This is a genomic window from Pantoea sp. FN0305 (assembly GCF_050113845.1).
Classification (GTDB): domain Bacteria; phylum Pseudomonadota; class Gammaproteobacteria; order Enterobacterales; family Enterobacteriaceae; genus Mixta; species Mixta alhagi.
The window spans coordinates 123,985-145,979 of the sequence record NZ_JBNJSN010000009.1; the positions used below are offsets into that span (position 1 = coordinate 123,985).

Below are 21,995 nucleotides of genomic sequence, written 5' to 3' on the forward strand. Positions count from 1 at the left end.
TATTATATGGCACACGAAAAAATCGTAACTGCTTTTAATCAGATACAGCAGGCGCAAGTGGCTAAAGAAAAACTAATTGCCGAAGGTATTGCGGAAAATCATATTGATATTATTTCAGGTGAAAGATTACGCGTAGAAGGTAAAGAGATCCGTCATCCAAGTTTCTGGCAGCGCCTGTTTGGCGATGATGTTGATGATGATTACGCCACTGAATATAACAAAGCAATTCAGGGCGGCGGCGTGCTGCTGACCGTACGCGCACCGAAAGAAGATGCCGACCGTGTTGAAGCGCTGCTGGATCAATATTCCACCGATTACTCCGCCTCTTATAATCGTTCTGGCGTTGCAGACACCACTGGCGCTCATCGTGAACACCTGGGTGAAACCAACGATCTTACCGGGCGCACCACCTCCGCAGGCTTTACTGCCGGTGCCAGCGGCGTAACCGGTAACAACAATCCGGCATCAGGCGTGCCGGGCACACTGGATGATAAAAACACCACCGCAGGTAAAACGGGCGCAACCGATCTGGTTAATGATGCCACCACCAGCGGTGTGGTAACCGGTACCGGTACTGGCGCGACAGGCGCTGCGGCAACCGGCATTGCAGGCACCACCGCCGGCGCAACGCTTACCGGCAGCGAGAACGCCGAAGCGCTGAAGCTGGCTGAAGAAGAAGTGGCTATTGGTAAACGTCAGGTCAGCGATGGTGTGGTACGTCTGCGTCGTTATACCGTTGAAGATGAAGTTGCTGAAGACGTATCGCTGTTTGAACAGCACGCCGACGTTTTCCGTACCGCTGTTGATGAACCCGCTTATCTGAGCGACGTTGACTGGTCCGATAAAACCATTGAAGTGGAAGAGTCCCACGAGATCCCAACGGTAAGCAAAACTGCACGCATTAAAGAAGAGGTGGGTGTACGTAACGAAACCTCAGAACGTGTAGAAACAGTGAAAGATACCGTTCGCCGTCAGGAAGTGGAAGTAGAGCAGACCGGCGCTACCGGCCTGGAGAAAGATAAACTGGCGGGTACCACCGGCCTGCATCAGGATCCTCTGACCGGCACCACCGGCCTGGAGAAAGATAACCTGACCGGTACCGGCAGCGATCTTGAAAAAGATCGTCTTACCGGCCTGAAGAAGTAATCAGTGACTCTGGCCCGCGCTGAGCATTTGCCACAGCGCGGGCAGCTGCGTTATTAACCACAGCAGCAGCCCTATACAGCCTCCCACCAGCGTTCCGTTGATACGAATAAACTGTAAATCCTTCCCGATATTCAACTCGATCTGTTGCGACATCTCACGCGCATCCCAGCTTTTTACCGTGTCGCTGATATGACGCGTCAGGAATGCGGCGAAGTCGGGCGCAACGGTACGCGCCGCCTGTTCCATATGCTGATTCAGCGAAGAGCGTAGCGCGCTGTCATTCACCAGCGTTTCACCCAGCCACAAACCCGCTTCCGCCACGCGCTGTCGCACGCGCGAATCTTCAGCATTCAGATCCGCTTTCAGCCATTCACGTAAATCGCCCCACAGTTCACTGATATAGCGGTTCAGCGCTTCATCTTCCTTCAGATAACCTTTAATGGTTTCTGCGCGCTCCGCCATATCAGGATCGTTTTTCAGCCGGGAAATCAGTTTTTCCACCGCACGATTAAAGCCCATACGCAGCTCATGACCTTGATCCTGGCTGACATCATCAAGCAGTGAATTCACCGCGCTGGAGACCAGTTCAGCGCTATGCTCGCCCAGCCACTCGGTTGGCAGCATTTTGGCTTTAATCGGATGTTCGCGCTTCAGCCAGCGCACGATTTGCATGGCGATAAAGTCGCGCGTGCTTTCGCGATTGATCAGGCGCAGCAGCTGTTCCACGGCGGCATCCAGTAGCGCCTGATGGCGATTATTTTTGGTCAGGCTTTCCAGCAGCAGGGCGCTTGACTGCGTCAGATCAACTTTATCGATCGCTTTATGTACGGCGTGGCGAATAAAGTGCTGAATACGCGTATCGTCGGTAAGATCCAGAAATCCGCGCATCAGCTGCAGCAGATGTTGCCCCAGCCGCTGCGCATTATCCGGCGCGCTCAGCCAGTTGCCGATCAGCTGTGCCGGATCGTGCCGACGAATCAGCGCCAGCAGCGACTCCGCATCAAGAAATTTTTCCTGTACGAAGCGGCCCAGATTTTCGCCGATGCGATCTTTATTACGGGGGATGATGGCCGTATGACGAGAGATAAAGGGCACCGGAACGCGCCGAAACAGCGCAACCACGGCAAACCAGTCGGCGAGTGCCCCAACCATTGCGGCTTCCGCTACCGCTTTCAAACCGCTCACCCACAGCCGGGGCGGCATAAACAGCGTAGCAATAAAGGTGGCTGCCGCCATCAGCAGCAGTGAAAGCGCCAGGCGCTTGGCTCGTTTAAGTTCGTTTATTTTCTGCATGCTACCAGCATAGCGTAGCGCGTTAAGAAAATCGTGCCTCACTGATTAAACGCCGTCCATAAGGCAAACAGGCTTAACAGCAGCGCCATCCACAGCACTAAAAACAGGCTCAGGCTGCCTTTTCTGTTGAGCGGGATATCGTCCTGTTGTTCCAGCACTAAATGAGGTGACGTGGTGAGAAAGTTTTTATCCGCCACCGTCTCAACTTTCGCTGAAAGAGTAATTCCTTTTTTGGGCACGGTGATAATAATATTTTCATCAATACCGACGCGCTTTAATGTTTTCCGCAGAATAGAGATATTTTGATAAAGCGTATTGACGGTGACTTCCATTCCATGTTTACGCCAGACTTCATTCATAAAATCCTCCTGCGTAATAACGCTCCCTTTTCTCTCAATTAATAATGACAAGCAGCGGCTGGTTGGCTGATTAAGCCTGGTATCCTTTTCAGGATAGAATTTACTTGAGGTTAAAGTATGTTTTAATGGATCGAAGATAACGTTATTATTAATGCAGTAGAGCATGGTTAATCCCTCAGTAACCTAATCCATGAGTAACAACACGCAACGAGTGAATAGAGCGTCAAGCTAACATAACGCTGTTTTTCATTCAAACCCCTTACCAGACGCAGAGTGAATTAAAAGGATGCATAATCTTATTTTTCATATTTTTTAAATATTTCAATTTTTAATTACCTATTCACTTTGATTTAATTTTTTGATTTTAATCATTTTTAGTTGCTGATTCAGCCTGATGTCGCGCTGTTGTTTTCTTATATTATGAAGTTTTTTTTCGCTTTCCTGAATTATGCATTCTTCACTTTCCATTTTCCGGTTTTCTTGTAGTTTTGCTGTTGCTGGGCAATTCACCTGCTGTGGTTAATTCTTTACGTAATTATGACTGCAACGGATGCGGCGCCAGCTAATAAATTAATAACCTGGATGATGCTTTATAACACAGTCGTTCTGTACCTCTGTTATGCCTGTCTACTCTTTTACCGGCATTGCGAATAATTTTTGATGACTGCACCAGGGAATAAAAGGAAGAGTGCCCATTCCGGGCATTCGGGTCTATCACCTTTAATCAGCTCATAAGGATGTATATGAAACGTCTTAATAAAATCTCATTAGGGATGGCGTTCCTGCTCGCCTCGGCTTCAACGCTGGCCTACGACGGGACGGTAAATTTTAATGGTGAAGTTATTGATAATACCTGTGTAGTTTCACTGGGCGACAGCGGCAATAGCCTGATAGTCCCTATGGGTTCGGTAAATAAAAGCAGCTTTACCGGTAAAGGCTCCATCGCCTCAACCACTCAGTTTGTTCTGACCCTGACCGATTGCCCGGCGGTTAACGCACGCGTGAAGTTTGATGGCCCTACCTATGATGGCGATCAGGATGTGCTGGCGCTTAATGCTGGCGCGGGCGTGGCATCGGGCGTTGGTATTCAGCTTTACGATCAGAACATGACCAAACTGCCGCTGTTTACCGCCTCCAGTCCCTATGAGCTGCAGGAAAAGGTGGCTAACAACCTGAAGTTTTATGCCAGCTACATCGCGACGTCTGCAAGCGTTTCGCCTGGCCCGGCTAACGCCGTTGCCACCTTCACCATGAATTATAATTAATCCAACCTGCAATGGGTCGGCTCAGGCCCATTGCTTCTTGCAGGGATAGCCGGAATGTATAAATGGATTTTTGGCTGGTTGCTTATGCTGGTGCTGCTGAATAGCACTGCGACAGCAGGGGTTATCGTAGGCGGTACGCGGATTATTTTCCACGGCGCAAAAAAAGAGACCGCCATTAGCGTAACCAATCCAGATAACAACGTCTGGTTAATTCAGTCCTGGGTTGAAAGCCCTGATAAAAGCAAAGCCCCCTTTATCTTCTCGCCACCGCTTTTTCGCCTCGATAGCCAGCAAAAGAACGTGTTACGCCTGATCTATACCGGCGCGCCATTACCGCAGGATCGGGAAAGCCTGTTCTGGGCCAATATAAAATCGATCCCCAGCGCGGCAGACGATGAGAACGTCTTACAGATTGCGATTAAAACGCAGATCAAACTTATCTGGCGTCCCGTTGCCCTGGAAAAAACAGTTACCCGTGCTGAGATGGCCAGACTTAGCTGGCGCTGGCAGCAGGGAAAACTGCAGGTATCCAACCCCACGCCCTATTACATGAACTTCCATTCACTTGAGGTTAATGGCAACGCGATTGCCGGGCCGGAATGGGTCGCGCCCTTTGACAATAAACAGTACGCCTTACCGCAGCCGGCGCGCTCCGGAAAAGTAAGCTGGCGGCTGATAAATGATTATGGCGCGATCACCCAACCCTTTGAGGCGACCTATTCACCACACAGCCAGTAAAAGAACGACGCTGTCGTTAAGGAAAAGAATATGGCGGAGGGAAAATTACGCCACTTATTATTGCCGTGCATGATTACGGCGGTTATTCAGACCAACAGCAGCTATGCCGTCACCTTTAATCCGGCGCTGCTGGAGCGCCACGGGCTGGATAACGAAGCGGTGGATCTCTCCGCTTTTGAGAACAACCTGCTGCCACCCGGCACCTATCGGGTTGAGGTTGTGGTAAATAACCAGCCGCAGGAGACGCGTGACGTGTCCTTTCGTTGGTCAGACTCACAGGAGCTGATGCCCTGCCTGAGCGTGGACGATCTGGCACGCTACGACGTGAACATTGCGCGCTACCCTGAGCTGCAGCAGAGCGACGGCTGCGCCGATCTGACGCAGATTCATGATGCGGCGGCGCGGCTGGATGTTAACGCCCAGCGCCTGCTGCTAAGCATTCCGCAGGCGGCGTTACAGTACCAGGCGCGAGAGACAGTGCCGCCGGAGCAGTGGGATAACGGCATCAACGCACTGCTGCTTAACTACCGTTTCAGCGGCGCGCACAGCGAAGCGCTGGAAGCGCATCACCACAACAGCGACAGCCAGTTTTTGAGCCTGCGTCCCGGCCTTAACATCGGGCCGTGGCGGGTGCGCAACTACAGCACCTGGTCGCGCAGCCGCCACCGGCAGGGCGACTGGAACAACCTTTATACCCTGGCGCAGCGCGAGATTGTGCCGCTACAGGCGCAGCTTACGCTGGGAGAGAGCAGCTCCCCCAGCGACATGTATGACAGCGTTAACTTTCGCGGCGTACAGCTGGCGTCGGATGAGGATATGCTGCCGGACAGCCTGAGAGGCTATGCGCCGGTGGTACGCGGCATCGCCCGCAGCCACGCGCAGGTTAATGTTTATCAGAACGGTCAGATCATCTATCAGACCTACGTCGCGCCCGGTGCCTTCGCCATTGCCGATATCTATCCTACCGGCGGCAGCGGCGATTTGACCGTTATCATTAATGAAGCGGACGGCAGCGAACAACAGCTGGTGGTGCCTTTTGCCTCGGTGCCGGTGTTACAGCGTGAAGGACACATTAAATACAGCATCACCGGCGGCGAGTACCGTGGCTACGGCAACCACCACGGCGGCGATCTCTTTTTCCAGGCGACCGGCATCATCGGCCTGCCGCAGGCATTTACGCTCTATGGCGGCACGCAGCAGGCGGAGAACTATCGCTCGCTGGTGGCGGGCGTTGGGAAAAATCTTGGCTCGCTGGGGGCGCTCTCGCTGGATGCCACGCTGGCGCATAGCCAGCCTGCCCATCAGGATCGATCGCAGGGGCACGCCTGGCGGCTGCGCTATGGCAAAAACTTTATCAACACCGGTACCAGCGTGGCGCTGGCGGGCTACCGCTATGCCACCAGCGGTTTTTACAGCCTGAACGATGTCATGGAGAGTGATACGCGCGATCGCCTGTGGCAGTGGGATCGTCGGCGACAGCGGGCCGAGCTGACGCTTACCCAGAGCCTGTGGCCGGGAGCGGGGTCGCTTACGCTCAGTGCGATCAAGGAAGAGTACTGGGATAACCAGCATCAGACGCGCTCCCTGAACCTTGGCTACAACAACAGCTGGCAGGGCATCAGCGTCAGCCTGAACTACAGCTATAACCGCAACACCCTCAAGCCCGCCTGGCGCGACAAAAGCGCGCGCGAAGATCAGGTGCTGGCGTTATCGCTTAGCGTACCGCTCAGCCGCTGGGCAGACCACACCTGGGCCAACTATCAGATGAACAGCGCCCGCCACGGCAGCAGCAGCCATTCGGCCGGACTGAGCGGCACCGCGCTTGCTGACCATAACCTAAGCTGGAGCCTGCGCCAGGGCTACACCAGCCGCAACGAAGGCAGCAGCGGCAGCGGTGAGATCGATTTTCGCGGCGCTTATGGCGAAGCGGATGCGGGCTATGCCTGGGATCGCCATAGCCGACGTCTGAGCTACGGCCTGAGCGGCGCGCTGGTGGCGCATCGGGATGGCATCACGCTCAGCCAGCCGCTGGGCGAGACGGCGGCGCTGGTCAAAGCACCGGGCATCGCCAACGCCTCCGTACTTAATCAGACCGGCGTCAGCACTGACTTTCGTGGCTATACGCTGGTGCCTTATCTGCGCGCTTATCGCATAAGCGAGATCATGCTCGATCCGCTGTCGCTACCGGATACGGTTGAGCTACAGCAGACCACGCAACAGGTGGTGCCAACGCGTGGTGCAGTAGTGCGGGCGGATTTCAGCGGCAGAGTGGGCGAGCGCGCCCTGGTCACGCTGATCCGGCGTAACGGCCTGCCGGTTCCCTTCGGCGCAACGGTCACGCTTGCCGACGATAGCGGGGACTACAGCAGCATTGTTGGCGATAACGGCGAGGTGTGGCTGAGCGGCCTTTCTGAGCAGGTATCACTACAGGTGAGCTGGGGCAGCCGCGCCGGAAGCCAGTGCCGCGCTGATTTTACCCTGCCAGAAGAGAGAGATGACATCGTGACGCAGCTACAGACCATCTGCCAGTAACCGGCGCGAAGAGGAAGATGCCATGAACACGCTAACGAACGTGCTGGTGCTTATCGCAGGCACTATTACGGCAACCAGCGGCCTGGCCGCAGGCTGCGATATCGGCGCACCTAAAACGCAGCGCATTGCGCTGTCCGACTTGATTATCGATCCTAACCTGCCGCCGGGCAGCCTGCTGGATAGCAAGATCATCAACGTAGCGGGATGGATGGCGCAGAGCTGTAGCGGCAGCGTGCCCTATCACTCTGCCATGACCGGCAGCTGGAGCAGGCCGAGCGCGGTAATGCCGGGAGTTTATGACACCGGCGTGCCGGGCGTCGGCGTTAAAATTACCGACTATCGTTTCTCCGATCGCTTTGTGCCGCTGAGCGCCACGCTGACGCCAGAAGGTGATGCTCCGGTGCTGGGTTCCGATATTCAGCTGCTGTTTTACCGCACCGGCGATATCACGCCGGGCAGCTTTCCCGGTGGTGAGGTGGCGCACTTCTCGCTGCCGGACAGCAGCGGCAACCTGACCAGCGTGCTGAGCCTGCAGCTGGTATCCGGCGATGTGCGCATCAAAAGCTGTTATGCCAAAACCCCCAACCAGACGGTGCAGCTGGGAACCATCAGCCGCAGCGCCGCAGTGGGCTACGGCAGCAGCGTGGCGCCTACGGCATTTAAAATTGAGCTGCTGTGCCAGGGCGATCTGCCGATAAACGTTTCTTTTTCTTCCGCCAGCAGTGTGCCGTCGCCGGAACCAGGCATAGTGCCGATCGATAACATCCCGGGCGCGGCCACCGGCGTGGCGATTAAGATTATGTATCGCGACGGCAGCCCGCTCTATTTTGATACGCCGCGCACCTATCACAACCAGGGTGAACGGGAGATTGCCATTCCGCTGCTGGCGGCCTATACGCCGTTTGGCAATAAGGTGACGCCCGGCACGGCACGTGCAGCGATTACGTTTACCATTACGCAGAACTAGAGAAGGTGAACAACGGGGAGGGGAGACTCCACGCCCTGCCATGCAGGACGCGAAGAAGAGGGCGTATCAGGAGATAAAGTTTTTGCCCTGTTTCAGCACCACATCGCAGGCTTTGGTTTTCAGCTTCTCGCCCATCGGCGTATTGCTCAGGCTTTTCAGGTTAAGCTGCTGACCGCTGCCGGTATTCAGTAAGCCCATCAGCCCCTGCTGATAATCGGTTTGCTGCGCCTGTTGGGTGGTGTTTTGCAGGCCCAGCTTGCTCAGCACCTGATCCTTGATACTGGTGGCGTTATTTTTAATCACGTTATTCTTCACGCAATATTCCATCACTCCGGCGGCATTGGTCATGCTGGTACTGCTGACCGCCTTATCGCCGCCGTTCAGCAGCCCGGAGAGGGAAGAGAGCGACAGACCATTTTGACTGGTGGTGCTCTGCGTGTTGGTATTGTTCTGCTGGCTGAGCTGCGATGCCGCACTATTCAGCTGATCCTGCCAGCTCGCCGCCAGCGCCGTTCCCGTTGCCATAAGAGAGAGCATGCCCGTTGTCAGCGCCAGGCGCCGTAATGTTGTTTTCATTGCCAACCTCGATTAATTTGGCGCGTCAACCACGGCGCGCCCGCTATCAGCTAGTTGGGACTGCCCACGGCGGCCAGAGTTCCGAAACGCGCGCCATTCGCGGCTTGAAAGGCGGTGAATGAGAATTGTCTGTAGGCTGAGGTGAAATTTTCGGCACTTAGCGCACAGCACAGACAATTGAGGTTGCACAGGTGACAGGTAACGGTATAATCCACAACGTTTTCCGCATCCCTTCCGTGCCGGAGTGGCGAAATCGGTAGACGCAGTTGATTCAAAATCAACCGTAGAAATACGTGCCGGTTCGAGTCCGGCCTTCGGCACCAAAAACAGTGTGGGTAAAGAAAAAACCTACAACCATCAGTATGTTGTACAATGAAGCTGGACGTTGACGGCAATTGAAAAAAAGCCGCATATCCGGCTTTTTTGTTTATAAAGCTTCGGGCCGGATCTTTTCACTCACTTCCTGTTTTGTCAATCTCTCTCCACACAACTTCTGAGCATCTCGACATTGTGTTCAATATAGCTGAGCGTCACCTTAATATCGCGGTGGCCGAGCAGTTTCTGCGTGACATACAGATTTTGCTCTGGTTTCTGCATCAGTTCGGTGGCGACGGTGTGCCGGTAGCGGTGCGGTGAAAAGCGGCTGTGGCAGGCATCGCTGAGTTTGGCAAAGAAATAACTGACCTGATTTTCCGTCATTACTTTGCCCTGCCGTAGCGTCCGCCGACTGAATTGGTTGATATTAAACAACTGCTCGCCTGCCCGCATGCCATGCGTTTCGGCCTCGGCAAGTAAATGTTCCAGATATGGTCGTAGCCGTGAGGCGGTGGGAACAAGATGTTCATCATGGCTTTTACTGCCCTCACTCTGAATAAACAGGGTGTCATAGACCAGATCGACATCTTTGACGCGTAGATGAATAAGCTGGTTCAGACGGATAGCGGTGTAGTTGAACGTTTCGACCATGGCCAGCCAGAACCAGGCCGGATAGAACGGTGAACGGTAGCCTCGCTGTGTATTCTCCTGTTCAATAAAATGGTTCAGTATTTTGCGTGAGGCGAGGATCTGCTCGCGGGACAGGGTTTTCTTTTTCTTGCGGGATTCCCGAAGCGATGTTTTATGAAACGGATTGATAAACTGCTCCAGAAGGCCCTGTTCAATCGCAAAGTTATATAATGCCCGCATATGGCGCATATAGTGATTCCAGCTCACCGGCTTTATACCGCGCACATTTAACAGATAGCTGCGCCACTCCAGTACCGTATGAGGCGTTACTTCGGCGGGCAGGACGTTGCGCCAGTGGGTAAACTGATTTACCGCCGTGCGATAGCAGTCCTGGGTATCAGGGCGCAATAGTCGGGCAAAAAAATACTCTTCCAGGAGTTTTTCAAAGGTCATTTGCATCTTTTCCTTCACTGAGCAAGAGATGAGGGTTATTGAAGGGAATGTCATCTCCAAAAAGCGGCGTGGGATCGTCAAGAAGATATCCCTTCAGACGTGAGCTACGGCGCGGACCGACAACGGCGCAGTGCCAGATGTTGAGGCCGTTTTTTCTTTTTCGGTGAAGGTGCAGATTCTGAAATCCTTTCTGTACTTCCCGCCAGCGCTCCGCAGGTTCATTCTGGCTACAGGCGTCCAGCCAGAGTTTAAAAATACCGGGAGTGACCAGAAACGCCGTCCCGGCGACGGTGTGGATCCGGGCGTTGGGTTCGTTTATTTTCAGATGCTGCGCCCGGCAGTTATCAACCAGCCACTGCCAGAATGTTTCGCCCGAAAATGGCGTGTCATCTGGTTCGGTGGGTGATTGTTCCACAGGTGCGTCTCCTGAAACTACGGCTTCTGTCTCTTTTAGCGCTTCCGTTAACGGCGTAACTGTTCCACTAAAGATTGCAGGACGTTGCTGTGGATCCTCCCAAATCAGCGAGGGGGTGAAGCGCAATAGTGTGAGTTCACTGCTCCAGCCTCCGTTGGCTGTAATCCGGCAATGCCAGATAGCCTTGTCTACGCATGGGATCAGTAACTGATGCGCCTGCATCTCATCGAACAGCCGCACGTTATGCTGCGGTACGGCGTCAATCCCAGCCACGCACGGCATCGGCAGCGTTCTTGCTGACCAGCCACAGAGCCTCTTCAGTCAGCCAGCCGTCAGAGCCGCCGTTCGGGTTATTGAGCCTGAATTCATGCCCCAGCAGGTCGCGCAGGGCGGCGATTATTTGCTGCGGCAGCGAGGTTTGCGGGCGATGAATGGCCTTGACCGGATCGCCACCGAGATTAAACGCCACCGATGCCCGGTCGGCTTTCTGCACCAGTTCACCCGCCAGCCCGGCATATTGATACTGTCCGTTCAGGCAGTGCAGCAGAGTGGACAACGCAGCGGCGTCGGCGGCGAGCCAGTCGAGGTTTTCCGGCGGGAGAAGTTGGGTAAGCAGAAGGGCTGCCGCTGCCGGATGGCGCAGATAATCACGTTGCGGCAAATAGCGGAACCGATAAGCCTGGACCAGCGGACCATGCCATGGAAACCAGCGTTGCCCGCTGGCATCTTCCACCTCAATATCGGTGACAAGTTTGCCCACATCGTGCAGCAGAGCAGCGTAGATGATGACCGTTGTCCAGCGTTCGGACTGAGCGGCCTGATCTTCCGGTGCTGCATCAGGCGGGAAAAGATAACTCTGCCGCAGCCGTGCGGCATAACAGGCGGCTTCGAGGCTGTGATCGAGCAGACCGCCTGCATGGGCATGATGGTGGTTTTCCGAGGCGGGGAATGACTGCGCCAGTTCCGCAAAGCGGTGGAGCGGCGTTAACCAGAAGCGTTCAAATAGCGAGGCAGGAAGCGCGGTGCTCTGGCGAATAAACTGGATAAGCTGCTGGCGCGATGAGACAGCCAGTAGTGTTTGCGAAGATTCAGGTTGCAGCCATCCCTCCGTGGCGCTCGGCTTGCCGTCGGATGGTGTGGTTACTGGTTTTTTGCGCGTCAGCCATATCCGCATAATGGCCCTTTATACCCAATGGATTTTGGGTTGCAGGAAAGCCAATGCATCTGCAACCCGAAAGAAGAAGGGAAGCCCCTTTTTCGGGTAAGCCCGTTACCCCTTCACACTCTTCCCCTTAACCTTTAGGATTTTGCCTTTTGGTGCCGCCAGATTTGGGACGAAATTGTTTATTGGGCCGCGCAAATTTATTGGAGTAAAGAAAAACGGCGGAGCAGGGATGCTCCGCCGTGAATATGAAGATCATGCGCTCAGCGCTAACGGCTGCTGCGCCCGTTCAAGCAGGTATTCGCAGGCATTACGCGCTAATCCGCTGGCACGGAAAATCGCTTTTTTGTCCTGCTGTAACACCTTCAGCCACGATGCGATGTAGCTGTCATGCTGTAGCTTCGCCTGAATACCAACATGGGCGCAGAGAAATGCAGACCCCATTTCGGCGACGAGTTCTTCAAAACTATACGTCGGATCGCCAAAGGTATGGTTTCCGGCGGTAATGCCGTCCCGACTCAGTCGCGAAGCATGTCCGGTAGCGTGCGTCAGCTCATGCAATAGCGCGCCGTAATAGTCCTCACGCGAAGTGAACTGCTCAGGATGCGGCATGATGATGCAATCGCGTCCCGGCGAGTAATATGCCCGGTTCTGGCGTCGGTGAGTGATCGTCACTGCGCTTTGCCGGGCAACCTGCTCAGCGGCGGCAATGGGATCATTGACCATCACGACAGGTTGCGAGAAGGCTTCCGGCAGTCCTTCGCATTGCTGAAGGTTGAACAACCGGAACTCGCGTACCACAGCGTAAGACGTCACTTTGGGGTTGCCGTCAGCATCAAGAACCGTGTTCCCATTGCTGTCCACAACCTCGCGCTGCTGGGGCAGATAGAACACGGCCAGTGTCGATTTTTCGCCTTTGCGGATATTACCGCCCGCATTGCGAATTTGTGTGAAGGTCAGCCAGCGGTCGCTCTCGTATCCCTGCCGTTCAGCACTGTTCCAGAGCAGAGGAATATTGATGCCGTGATACAACCGCCCGGATAAGGCATTCATCGGCACCACCGGTTCTCCTTCCCGCCATGGTCGAACCCAGGGGATCACGCCTTTCTCCAGCGCGGCGATAATTTTATCGGTGACTTTCTGATAAAGATCGTTGCTTCTGTCCATAAGTTTAACCTCATGATTAAGAAGCCGGGTACAGCGCTCCCGGTCGGGAGTCGCCCGGCACGGGGAGTGAAGGATGCTGAGGCAATCAGCTGGTATGAAGGGCAGTAACCAACAGGTGGTTATCCTCAAGCGTTAAGCGCAGCGGCGTCATCAGCGGTACATTGCTGCTGCCGTCAGGGGGCAAACAGTACAGACCGAAATTAATGCTCTTACGGTCAGGAATAACGCAACCAGCGTAATATGCAGGGTGCGGATATGCGCATCCCGCGCGGCCAGCGCGTGCTTAAAGGCGCTCATCGCCGGCTCCGGCGAATGGCCCAGACGCCATCATGCAGCACAAAGCGTTGTGTGCCGATCCCGAAGTGGGCCAGTTTCAGCTCCAGCGCCCGGTACAGCCAGCTCTCCGGACGCCCGCGCTTCAGCCGCGTCAGCCAGCGTCCACCGCAGAGGATCGCCAGCGCACCGCCGGGCAGAGAGTAGCCGGGGATAAGGCTCCAGTTTCGCCACAGTATTGCCGGAATGGTTCCAGCGATTGCGCCAGTAGCCAGCCCGATAAGCAGCGCTATCAGCAGCTCGCTGACCGTCAGGCCGCGAAACACCGCAGGCTCGCGGTTCAGTCGTTCCGGGAGAAAGGGGATGGTATTCATGGTTTACAGAATGTCCGAGGCCTGATTAAGCAACCAGATGGTGATCACCAGCAATACCGCGCCAACGCCCGCCATTGCGCCCAGGTCTTTCCACTGTTTTCGTCCTGCCTGGATTTCGGAATAGGTGGCGATGCAGTTGTTGGCGACGACCAGAAAGCCAATGGCGCAGATGCCCAGTGTCATCCGGACCACAATGTCGTAACCGTAATTCTGCAATGTTTGCATGATGCCCTCGCCCTGCCCACGGGAGGGATCCTCCATTTTCGGAAGATCGGCGCGGGCAGACAAAACAGGGAACCCCAGCAGCCATCTGAATAGCCATTTTTTCATTGTGCCTCCTGAAGCGGTTAGCTCAGCACCAGCCAGAAGCTGACCAGCAGCAGTAAGATGGTTCGTCCGGCGATGCTGCCCAGCGCCCGCCAGCTTACCCGCGCGGTTGTCACGCCCCGGTAAGCGTCATTCAGCACCCAGACGACCCACAGCAGTAAAAAGGCGCTAAACAGGCCAAGCATGACCAGGTTGACGGCGGCGGGTTTTACCTGGCTGGCAGCCTGGAAAGCGCTGATTTGTTCGGGGGTCATGGCGTGGTTTTCTCCTGACGGTATTGCCCGACCATCGTCATCACATCACGCGGCTGGGCGCGAGCGGGAGTAAGGTAGTGTTTAATCCCGTTACGCAGGATGGTGATATCGCTGTGGATGCGTGGGTAATCGAAATAGTAGCGCTCATTGATGCCGGTTCTGGCGCTTTGCTGTGCGCGGTGGAGCGAGGCTTCGATTTGGTTAAGCTGGTTGAGGGACAGGGTTAGCTCTTCGCGCTCGGTGAGGGGGGCTGCGAGAGCGGGGCTGATTATAAACAGGCTGGCGATAAATGTTGCGATGGTTTGCATAAGCGGTTTTTCTTCAGTTCTGGTTTATAGAGTACCATGCAACGATCTGCATGTAGATTTCAGCCAGAAATTGAAAATACGATTACCAGGTTTATGTTGTGCTGCTTTATCCTCATATACGGTTTCATTTTGTGAGGAATAGGCTATGGATAAAATGTTGGATATAGTGAACGGATGGCTCACTTCTGCTGTGTCTAGCGGTGCATTGCAGATAAAGCAGATTCTTCTCTTTATTTTTATTGCAGGGCCTTTGGCTCTGGTTATCTGGAAAATACGAGGGATTGTCGGATTTTTTAATGAAGTCAGGAACTCCAAATTAAATGAGTTGCAGCGCCTTCTGGATAGCCACGAGCTATCGGATGAAGTGAGCATCTGTATAAAAGATGATATTGAGAGAATAACCAGCCATCGTATGACTGGAATTTCTGATGTCGCCAGAAAAAAAATCATTTTGCGGCTATTTGTAGAAAATAGAGATTTAATATCTATCGGTTTCTTCAAGAAATTCAGGGCGTTTTTGCTGATTAAAGATGGAGCTCTTGTATTCAAGAAAGGATTTTCTTTCTGGTTTGAGAACGTTATGTATATTTTGTTTTCGCTTCAGTTCCTGTCTCTTGCTATTTTATCTTTAATGCTTTCTACTTACAGACATGAACAAATTCCTGTTTGGGGACATTTGATATTATATACAGTTGCTGTGGTTATGTTCCTTTTCTTTATTGCTTTTGGGAGAATGATACCTCGGCCTGAGGAATGTAAATTACTAAGTAAGATACTACAGACTCAATATAATAATTCATCTGAATGATTTGTTGATGATGGGGCGAACACATATACTTTTTGAACGCCTCACCCGCCGTAGATACCGTTAGTCCAATTCCCTACCGTTCCCGGCACCAATATATACTCTTGCGTGTAAATAAACTTACTACCAGCCACGCTAACCCCGTTGCTGCCTGGCATGACGATAAATAAATCCGGACTCATGGCTTGCGTCAAAGCACCGCAGGTCCTGACAAACTCGATCTCTTGCGAGGCCAATAGCAATCCTGGTTTTAAGTGCTGGAAGGAAATTGATCCCGGGATTGCTTTGCTGGTTTATAAAAAATGATATAGTTTCACTATTGGAGTAACTATACTAAATTTAATAAACTAGCTCAGCCATTCTGTCATGACCTTTTCCAGTTTCTCCAGCGACTGCACGCGCTTTTCCTCCGACATCCGTCCAATATTGCGCAGCTTCCATTGAACGGCTGGCAAATTCTGAATATGGGTTTCTGGTGCTAAATTCCAGTCAGGCTCCCCTCGTTTAAATGACGTCAGGAAGTCGAAATCTTGTTGAGTGAAATGCGCTTTCAACGCTCTGAGCATTCTTTCCGGGACCTCTCTCAGCGCTTCCAGTGAGACCTCCTCAAAGGTCATGCCGCTGAATTCATTTTGAAAGGGTTCAGTAATATCCTTCCAGCGTGGGCTAAGCACTTCGGACAATGGGCGATTATGGCTAAGCAAATAAGCGATAAAGCCATTGAATATTGCGCGGTCGATTCCTTGTGTATCAAGGAGCATTTTAACGTCGTAGAAATCTCTGGGATGCTGGCGATCTAACGCAGCACACAGCTTGCCGCCGTATAAGTCAGGCAGTGAGACAACCGGGATCGCGGCAAAACCAAATTCTTCCTCCACGGCTTCCACGACGTCGCGTTCTTGCGGTGGATACAATGTTCCCCGGGCTACTGGTGAAACTTCGATTTTAATTTGCGCGTCGTCCGTGGTGGCTATGATACGCATCTCATCTGGATTATTGGTTTGCAGCACTGCGCTGAGCCCCGCTTGTGTTTCCAGTTCACCGGCGATGCGGGTGAGCGCCTCCCGCACGTTGGGTAATGCAACCTCTCTGCTTTCCAGCGGGGTGTAAGCCAGATCGATATCAACGGACAATCGGGGAAAATCACGGATAAATAAGTTGATCGCTGTACCGCCTTTCAGCGCAAAACAGGTCTCGTTAGCGACATAGGGTAATGCTCGCACCAGCAGGGCGACCTGGCGGTAGTAGGGGGAGGTTTTATCCATGGCTTATTCCCTTCTTGGTAAAATTTTCGGGCACGGTAATCTGGTATTGCGTGTCCAGCTTGCCATTAACAACGACTTGTCGGTTTCCCGATCCCAGGTCGATTTTGCTGGTATCCACGCGTTTGAACCATGCATGTTCATAGAAACTGGCGAAAAACAGATACAGGCGCTTGGTTTGTACGGACTGGCTGAGCGTAAGCAGCTTCTCCACTTTACGTGGGTTGAGATTGACCAGCCCCTGAAAAAGCTCGGCAGCGTGCCCAAATGAGATTTCCTGAGGGACTGCGCTTAACAGCTCATAGGCTGCCAGTTCTGGTACGCTGGCGGTTATTTTTTTCCCTTTAACGTCAAGCTCGGTTCGGTACTTCTCATCTAGTTTAGGAAGCTTCAGAGCTGATACTATCAGCCACTCAACGCCGGGAAATTCTTTAAACCATTTGGGTAATATCGTTTTGCTTTCAACGCTAAGCCAGCATTGACTCTGCTTAAGTTGCAGGTAATGGGAACGGCCCTGCCAGGAGAGACTACTCAGTCCGGCCAGATGCACCGGCGCTTCAAGCTGGCTTTGCAGACACCATAGCGCATCACTCCAGTCTGGTTCTCGTCCTGCGCGCGCATAAACGCCAGCCCGCAGTTTTTTCAGCCAGCCACTTTGCGCATATTTAAAGGTCAGAGAAGGCGATATGTTGTTCCGGGTTAGCCAGGATTGCAAAACCAGGCTTCCCGGAGAGGTGTTTTGCAACAGCCAGTTTATTTTTGATGACATAGATTCACTCAGGGTGTAACTATAATAAAAAAAGTAAACTATTTGGCGAGTGAAAAGTCAATGTACGGTGTCTGTCGCAGCATAAATGTTGCCAGCGAGAGTTGTATCAGTTGGGCTGGAAATGATGACATCAGACGTATTTTTTGAAAGATCCGCCCGTCATGGATACCGCCAGCCCAATCCCTGCCGCCGCTGGTATAAACACATACTCTGGCACAAGAAAAATCGGCACCGCCAGCCACACCAGTCCCGTCGCAACCAGGCTGGATGAAATCATACGCCTGGCATGGTGATAAACAAACCCGGACTCATGGCCTGCGCCGAATCGCCGTAAGTCGCGACGTACCAGTCCGTCAATCAGCCCGATGACGATGGTCAGCACAAACAGCGGCAGTGCCTGCAACAAAATCACCAGCCGCAGCAGAAAGGTGAGGGTGACGTTACCCGCAGACAATAACGCGCAGCGGATCACCGTAGTGACCGTCTCTGTCCAGAACAACCCGCTTTGCCCGTTGAGAGAAGCAATCAGCGCTACGATCCCTTGTTGCAGCTTATCACTGACAAGCGCCAGATCTTCTACTAACCACATCGGTGCGCCAGCGGAACTTCTCCACCAGTGCCATGTTGCCTGCAATACCTGTTCACTGTGGCTGGCGCAGTTATTCCGCCAGAAAAACGCTTCGCCCAGCCACTCCAGCGCTATCGCCAGCATCCATGCGCCGAGACAAAAGCCAACCAGCACTCCAGGTAACAATGCGAGCCAGCCAATTAGTCCGGGGCGGCGTGCAGGCGGCGGTGGCGCATGTTCGGACATCAGTGCAGCGGCAGGGTTATATAGCGGCAGAGGAATCGAGCCTCGTGCGCCTCATCCAGTCGTATCTGAAAAATGTCGTGTTCATCCTGTGGTGATGCAGGTTCGCGCCATGCCTGAAAGCCCTGCAAATTCATGCGGGCGATAATCTGATCGGGCATTTCTCCCTGCGTCAGCGCTTCCACCGCCTGTTGCAGGGGAAGAGGCAGCGTTTGCGCAGGCCGCATCACTTCAACGCTTACAAGCTGGCGGTGTGTCCGGGGTATCATCGGTCAGTTTCTCCGTGGTTTCGCTGTCGTTCAGCCATAAAATAGGGTTATTTTTCGCCGTTACAACTGTCTCCGGGCGGTTCCACCATACGGGTATGCTGTCGTACTGTTTTTCCATATAACGGGCGATTTGCGCGATGTTTTCCGGCATCAGCGGATCGTGCGCTGTGTCTGGTAACGGGATGCGTAGTTTCCAGAGCTGACCGCCTTCCAGCAGGGCGAACGCCTGACCTTTAGGGAGCTGAACCAGTGACGCGGGTTCCAGTAGCGGCACCTGTACGCTGCTCACCCGATCCTGGGTATTGCTGGAAAAACCGATGTTGCCCTGAACGTCGGCGCTGTCGGTGACGCCGGAACTGACGCTGTTGCTGAGCACATCCACCTGCGGCAGTTGTCTGGTCAGCAGTTCGGCGGTGGCGGACTCCCGTACCCGCATCATGATCAGGCTGTTGAAGTTGCCAACTACCTGTCCCGCTTTGGCGCGGTCGCCGATGCGGGCTTCGATATCGGAAAGCGTCTGGGTGTAGGCCGTGACTTGTATGCCCGCGCCGCCGCCTTTGTTGATCAGCGGAATAAATTCATCGCCCATCAGTTCGCTGAACTCATCGCAGTGTAGGTTGATTGCCACTTTTTCTTCCGTCTGCGGCAGGCCGTCCATCACACCGTGCTTGTAGATATGCCCGGCGACGCTGACCAGATCGGCAAACATCGAGTTGCCCACGGCGGCGGCAATTTCTGCATCGGATAGCGCATCCAGCCCGACATAGACAATCGCCCGCTGGCGAATCGCCTGCTGCCAGTCAAACACCGGGCGTGGGTCGTTGAGGTTGCCGTAGTCCGGAGCCAGCAGTTGCGCGATTTTCCCGGTGGTCAGCTTTTCCAGAAGCGGCAGTAGAGAGGCGACGATCTTATCGAAATAGGTTTTGTCGTAGCGTACGGCGGAGCGCAGGCCGTCGAGGATCGGGTCATGCAGCCGGGTGGTGGAAAGATATTGTTCCAGTGCCACGACGTAGCTGTCCCGTCCCTGAAGGTTTCGCGGCGTGTTTTTTTCAGTGGTGCCACCGGCAATCCGTACCACGTTGTCCCATGCCTGACGGTCGTGACCGGGCAGAAAGACGCGGGCGTAGTCGATAAACAGTTCGTCGATATTGATAACGTGACGGGCGATACGGGCATAGTCCGGGCGCTGGCCCAGCGCCACCAGGGCGCGGGTAATGATGTTGACGAAGCGCCAGGCAAACTCGCGGAAGGCGGTGGAGTTGCCTTCGGTGGAAAGCTGCCCGGCGATGCGGCTGGCCACTTCTGAGATGCGGCCAAAACTTCCGACGGCGTTGTAGCGGGCGGAAATTTCCGGCCAGCCGAGATGGAACAGCCAGAAGACGCTTTCCCGCCCTGCGCGGTGCGCCTCTGCCCACACGCGACGCAGTAAATCGGCGTCGCCCTTGGGATCGAAAACAATCACCGTGTCGCCACGGCGGATATCCTGGGCAATCAGCAGCTCCGCCAGCCGGGTTTTGCCGACGCGGGTGGTGCCGAGCACCAACGTATGCCCTGGTCGATCGCGCAGCGGCAAGGTGACACGGCCTTCGCGCAGCTCCACGCCATGCAACAGCGGATCGCCGCCGCAGGCGGAAAGACGATCCGTCCGTAGCCAGTGTTCACTCTGTGGCAGGCGACTTAGATACAGCCGCTGGGTATGCGTGGGCAGCCAGCGAAAGCCGCGCCCGAGAAACAGCGCGTCGGGGAACAATGGGATACGGCTCGCGGAGAGCGTCCAGAGTGGCAGATGGCACACGCGGCGGCGAAAGCGCAGGATGCGCAGCCCCTGCTTTAGACGTAGGGCCGACAGTGCAAGCAATACCAGCGCCAGCAGACAGCCAGGAAGGGGAGTAAGCAGCAGCGTTTGCGGAGCCGCTACGCACCATACTGCCGCCAGCAGGGCCGCGCTGGCGCTGTAAAGCTCCACTGCCGGGCGCAGGATAAAATCGAGCCTCACGGTTCCAGCCCCTTGTCGGTGATGAGCACCGGATAGGCGCTGATGGGCAGCAGCGTTAATGCTGGAGCGATAGCCCTCAGGGCATTCAACCGCGCCAGCGTGGCGACGTTCACGACCAGCCCGGTGGCGTGCAGGATTCTTAACGCGTCCCGGTGCTGGCGCAGCCATTCTGTGGACAGCGGATCGTCGCCGATTAAAAACAGTGGCGTCATCCCCGGCAGATTGAGTGCCAGACGAGGTTGTTGACCGGGATGCAGATTGTGGATGACGACCGGCAGTAACCGCGCTTCATCCAGCGCCTGCATGGGAACGGCAGGCCCGGCAATAGCGGCGGCAGCGGCCAACAGCATCGCTGGAATAAGGTATTTCATGACGAGGTCCCTGATGCTGATAGCAACCGGATTTGCTGGCTGATTTTCTGGCGATAAATGGAAGCGGCTTTACCCCCGGCGGGGTGGTGGTAGCGGGCGGCGGCGTCCAGCCAGCTTCCGGGGAATGCGTTGTAGTGCTGACGCAGCAGCAGGGCAGTAACGGTGAGATTGCCCGCGGGATCAAAGCTGGCACACAGCGAGGGAAACCAGTGGCCGTTCCAGCCGAGATTAATCTGTCCCAGCCCGGAGTCGATGCGTTTCAGGCTGTGGGTACGGGCGAAGTCCAGCAATGCCCGGCAGGCTGACGAACGGCTGGGGTAATGGTAGCCGGTTCCGGCAATATTAAGCGTCCACGGCCACGGATGCAGCCCCTGCGCCAGTCGGGTGCCGCTTTCAGCGCGGGCCACCGCGTAAAGCAGTTCAGCCGGAACCCGCTGCTGGCGGGCGATTTGTTCATACAGCGGCGGCACGGCGCAGGCGTGAGTGCTGATAAGCAGGCCGACTGTCAGGGCGCAGAGACGGGATGCCATTGCTCCCCCTGTTGTTCCAGCAATAACGGTAGTTTTCCACCGCCGAGGCGTTGCCAGCGCCCGTTATCGTGATTAAGCGTTATCTGCCCGCGTTCGACTTTGCGCATATCAATATGCTGGCGCTGTGCCCAGCGTTGCAGGATGGCATCGTCGTTACGGCTGTTGATCAGCCAGATGTCCAGTGGGCGGTCGTCGTTGAGAAGCTTCTGCGCCAGCGTCTCGCAGGCCGGGCATTTTTCGCTGACGAACAGCGCCAGCCGTGGCTGGACGATGCTACGGATGGGTGTCAGAGTCGGATAAAGCCGCTTCCATGCCTGGTTGTAAGCACGCTGGAACGCCAGTTCTTTTTCCACCCGCTGATGCTCTTTACGGGCCAGTAGCTCGGCGTAGCGCTGGCGTTCAGCGTCGCTGTTGGCTTCCACGCCGAGGGTGGTTAGGGGATCGAGTCCCGGCGACCAGATGCCGCGCTCGCCCTGCCGCAGTTGCTGGTAGTGCTCCCATTCGCTGTCGTTTAATCCCCACTGCTGTGCCTGAGTGTGGGTGATGGTCTGTTCTTCAATACGGGTTTGCTGGGGGCTGGCAAACAGCGGCAGTAGTAAAAGGCACAGCAACAGGTATCTGCGCATCG

23 protein-coding genes, 1 tRNA gene and 2 pseudogenes are annotated in these 21,995 nt (G+C 54.7%); 7 read left to right on the top strand and 19 right to left on the bottom strand.

The genetic code is table 11. The features are described from left to right. Positions 1-6: 6 nt before the first annotated feature. Positions 7-1,146 (top strand): YsnF/AvaK domain-containing protein, encoded by a 1,140-nt coding sequence (locus ACQE3Y_RS17530; protein ID WP_426982166.1) that lies wholly within the window; start codon positions 7-9, stop codon positions 1,144-1,146. Here the strand turns inward: ACQE3Y_RS17530 and ACQE3Y_RS17535 are convergent, their stop codons facing one another. Continuing rightward, on the bottom strand, positions 1,147-2,439 hold the full coding sequence (locus ACQE3Y_RS17535) for a DUF445 domain-containing protein (protein ID WP_426982167.1): 1,293 nt from the start codon (positions 2,437-2,439) through the stop codon (positions 1,147-1,149). Positions 2,440-2,477: 38 nt separating this feature from the next. Beyond that, positions 2,478-2,963: a winged helix-turn-helix domain-containing protein gene (locus ACQE3Y_RS17540; protein ID WP_426974823.1), complete on the bottom strand. Its 486-nt coding sequence runs from the start codon at positions 2,961-2,963 to the stop codon at positions 2,478-2,480. A gap of 578 nt (positions 2,964-3,541) precedes the next feature. On the opposite strand from ACQE3Y_RS17540, the gene ACQE3Y_RS17545 reads away from it, so the two are divergent. The 4 genes from ACQE3Y_RS17545 to ACQE3Y_RS17560 are packed head-to-tail and all read left to right on the top strand — an operon-like array spanning position 3,542 to position 8,300. Beyond that, a complete protein-coding gene (locus ACQE3Y_RS17545) occupies positions 3,542-4,063 on the top strand; it encodes a fimbrial protein (protein ID WP_426974822.1) in 522 nt (173 codons plus the stop codon). A gap of 54 nt (positions 4,064-4,117) precedes the next feature. Next, positions 4,118-4,801 carry a fimbrial biogenesis chaperone gene (locus ACQE3Y_RS17550; RefSeq protein WP_426982168.1) on the top strand — a complete coding sequence of 228 codons (684 nt, stop codon included), beginning with the start codon at positions 4,118-4,120 and terminating at the stop codon, positions 4,799-4,801. A gap of 30 nt (positions 4,802-4,831) precedes the next feature. Continuing rightward, positions 4,832-7,333, top strand: a complete 2,502-nt coding sequence (locus tag ACQE3Y_RS17555; protein ID WP_426982169.1) for a fimbria/pilus outer membrane usher protein — start codon at positions 4,832-4,834, stop codon at positions 7,331-7,333. Positions 7,334-7,355: 22 nt separating this feature from the next. Continuing rightward, complete coding sequence (locus ACQE3Y_RS17560) at positions 7,356-8,300, top strand: fimbrial protein (protein WP_426982170.1); 945 nt, start codon at positions 7,356-7,358, stop codon at positions 8,298-8,300. A 66-nt stretch (positions 8,301-8,366) separates the two neighbouring features. Here the strand turns inward: ACQE3Y_RS17560 and ACQE3Y_RS17565 are convergent, their stop codons facing one another. Then, complete coding sequence (locus ACQE3Y_RS17565) at positions 8,367-8,876, bottom strand: DUF2501 domain-containing protein (protein ID WP_426974818.1); 510 nt, start codon at positions 8,874-8,876, stop codon at positions 8,367-8,369. Between the two features lie 238 nt (positions 8,877-9,114). On the opposite strand from ACQE3Y_RS17565, the gene ACQE3Y_RS17570 reads away from it, so the two are divergent. Further along, positions 9,115-9,199, top strand: a tRNA-Leu gene (locus ACQE3Y_RS17570). A 148-nt stretch (positions 9,200-9,347) separates the two neighbouring features. On the opposite strand, the gene ACQE3Y_RS17575 is transcribed toward ACQE3Y_RS17570, so the two are convergent. The 8 genes and pseudogenes from ACQE3Y_RS17575 to ACQE3Y_RS17610 all read right to left on the bottom strand — a co-directional run bounded on the left by ACQE3Y_RS17575 (position 9,348) and on the right by ACQE3Y_RS17610 (position 14,554). Next, entirely contained in the window at positions 9,348-10,274 is a 927-nt protein-coding gene (locus ACQE3Y_RS17575) for a tyrosine-type recombinase/integrase (RefSeq protein ID WP_426974817.1), read from the bottom strand. Then, positions 10,264-11,863 (bottom strand): annotated as a pseudogene (gene mobH / locus ACQE3Y_RS17580) (MobH family relaxase). Before mobH ends, ACQE3Y_RS17575 begins: the two are co-directional and overlap by 11 nt. 243 nt (positions 11,864-12,106) lie before the next feature. Continuing rightward, positions 12,107-13,018 (bottom strand): ArdC family protein, encoded by a 912-nt coding sequence (locus ACQE3Y_RS17585; RefSeq protein WP_426974816.1) that lies wholly within the window; start codon positions 13,016-13,018, stop codon positions 12,107-12,109. Positions 13,019-13,234: 216 nt separating this feature from the next. Then, a pseudogene (locus ACQE3Y_RS17590) lies at positions 13,235-13,315 on the bottom strand (PFL_4703 family integrating conjugative element protein); the annotation flags it as partial. Beyond that, complete coding sequence (locus tag ACQE3Y_RS17595; protein WP_426974815.1) at positions 13,312-13,665, bottom strand: TIGR03750 family conjugal transfer protein; 354 nt, start codon at positions 13,663-13,665, stop codon at positions 13,312-13,314. The gene ACQE3Y_RS17595 and the pseudogene ACQE3Y_RS17590, both read right to left, overlap by 4 nt. A 3-nt stretch (positions 13,666-13,668) precedes the next feature. Continuing rightward, the gene (locus ACQE3Y_RS17600) at positions 13,669-13,995 is read right to left on the bottom strand and encodes a TIGR03745 family integrating conjugative element membrane protein (protein ID WP_426974814.1); all 327 of its coding nucleotides are present in this window, start codon (positions 13,993-13,995) and stop codon (positions 13,669-13,671) included. A 17-nt stretch (positions 13,996-14,012) separates the two neighbouring features. Continuing rightward, a complete protein-coding gene (locus ACQE3Y_RS17605) occupies positions 14,013-14,246 on the bottom strand; it encodes a TIGR03758 family integrating conjugative element protein (RefSeq protein ID WP_426974813.1) in 234 nt (77 codons plus the stop codon). Beyond that, entirely contained in the window at positions 14,243-14,554 is a 312-nt protein-coding gene (locus ACQE3Y_RS17610; RefSeq protein ID WP_426974812.1) for an RAQPRD family integrative conjugative element protein, read from the bottom strand. The genes ACQE3Y_RS17605 and ACQE3Y_RS17610 overlap by 4 nt, the downstream gene beginning before the upstream one ends. 145 nt (positions 14,555-14,699) lie before the next feature. Here ACQE3Y_RS17610 and ACQE3Y_RS17615 point away from each other — a divergent pair, with 145 nt between their 5' ends. Next, entirely contained in the window at positions 14,700-15,362 is a 663-nt protein-coding gene (locus ACQE3Y_RS17615; RefSeq protein ID WP_426982171.1) for a hypothetical protein, read from the top strand. Between the two features lie 344 nt (positions 15,363-15,706). Here ACQE3Y_RS17615 and ACQE3Y_RS17620 read toward each other — a convergent pair whose 3' ends face one another. From ACQE3Y_RS17620 to ACQE3Y_RS17655, 8 genes are all read right to left on the bottom strand, one after another. Further along, positions 15,707-16,624: a nucleotidyl transferase AbiEii/AbiGii toxin family protein gene (locus ACQE3Y_RS17620; RefSeq protein WP_426974810.1), complete on the bottom strand. Its 918-nt coding sequence runs from the start codon at positions 16,622-16,624 to the stop codon at positions 15,707-15,709. Further along, entirely contained in the window at positions 16,617-17,390 is a 774-nt protein-coding gene (locus ACQE3Y_RS17625; RefSeq protein ID WP_426974809.1) for a type IV toxin-antitoxin system AbiEi family antitoxin, read from the bottom strand. The genes ACQE3Y_RS17620 and ACQE3Y_RS17625 overlap by 8 nt, the downstream gene beginning before the upstream one ends. A 130-nt stretch (positions 17,391-17,520) precedes the next feature. After that, entirely contained in the window at positions 17,521-18,204 is a 684-nt protein-coding gene (locus tag ACQE3Y_RS17630; RefSeq protein WP_426974808.1) for a TIGR03747 family integrating conjugative element membrane protein, read from the bottom strand. Further along, positions 18,204-18,470 (bottom strand): hypothetical protein, encoded by a 267-nt coding sequence (locus ACQE3Y_RS17635; protein WP_426974807.1) that lies wholly within the window; start codon positions 18,468-18,470, stop codon positions 18,204-18,206. Before ACQE3Y_RS17635 ends, ACQE3Y_RS17630 begins: the two co-directional genes overlap by 1 nt. After that, on the bottom strand, positions 18,433-20,466 hold the full coding sequence (gene traD / locus ACQE3Y_RS17640; RefSeq protein ID WP_426982172.1) for a type IV conjugative transfer system coupling protein TraD: 2,034 nt from the start codon (positions 20,464-20,466) through the stop codon (positions 18,433-18,435). The genes ACQE3Y_RS17635 and traD overlap by 38 nt, the downstream gene beginning before the upstream one ends. Further along, the gene (locus ACQE3Y_RS17645) at positions 20,463-20,837 is read right to left on the bottom strand and encodes an integrating conjugative element protein (protein ID WP_426982173.1); all 375 of its coding nucleotides are present in this window, start codon (positions 20,835-20,837) and stop codon (positions 20,463-20,465) included. Before ACQE3Y_RS17645 ends, traD begins: the two co-directional genes overlap by 4 nt. Beyond that, a complete protein-coding gene (locus ACQE3Y_RS17650; RefSeq protein ID WP_426974803.1) occupies positions 20,834-21,367 on the bottom strand; it encodes a transglycosylase in 534 nt (177 codons plus the stop codon). Before ACQE3Y_RS17650 ends, ACQE3Y_RS17645 begins: the two co-directional genes overlap by 4 nt. Beyond that, a complete protein-coding gene (locus tag ACQE3Y_RS17655; protein WP_426974802.1) occupies positions 21,343-21,993 on the bottom strand; it encodes a TIGR03759 family integrating conjugative element protein in 651 nt (216 codons plus the stop codon). The genes ACQE3Y_RS17650 and ACQE3Y_RS17655 overlap by 25 nt, the downstream gene beginning before the upstream one ends. Positions 21,994-21,995 lie beyond the last annotated feature (2 nt).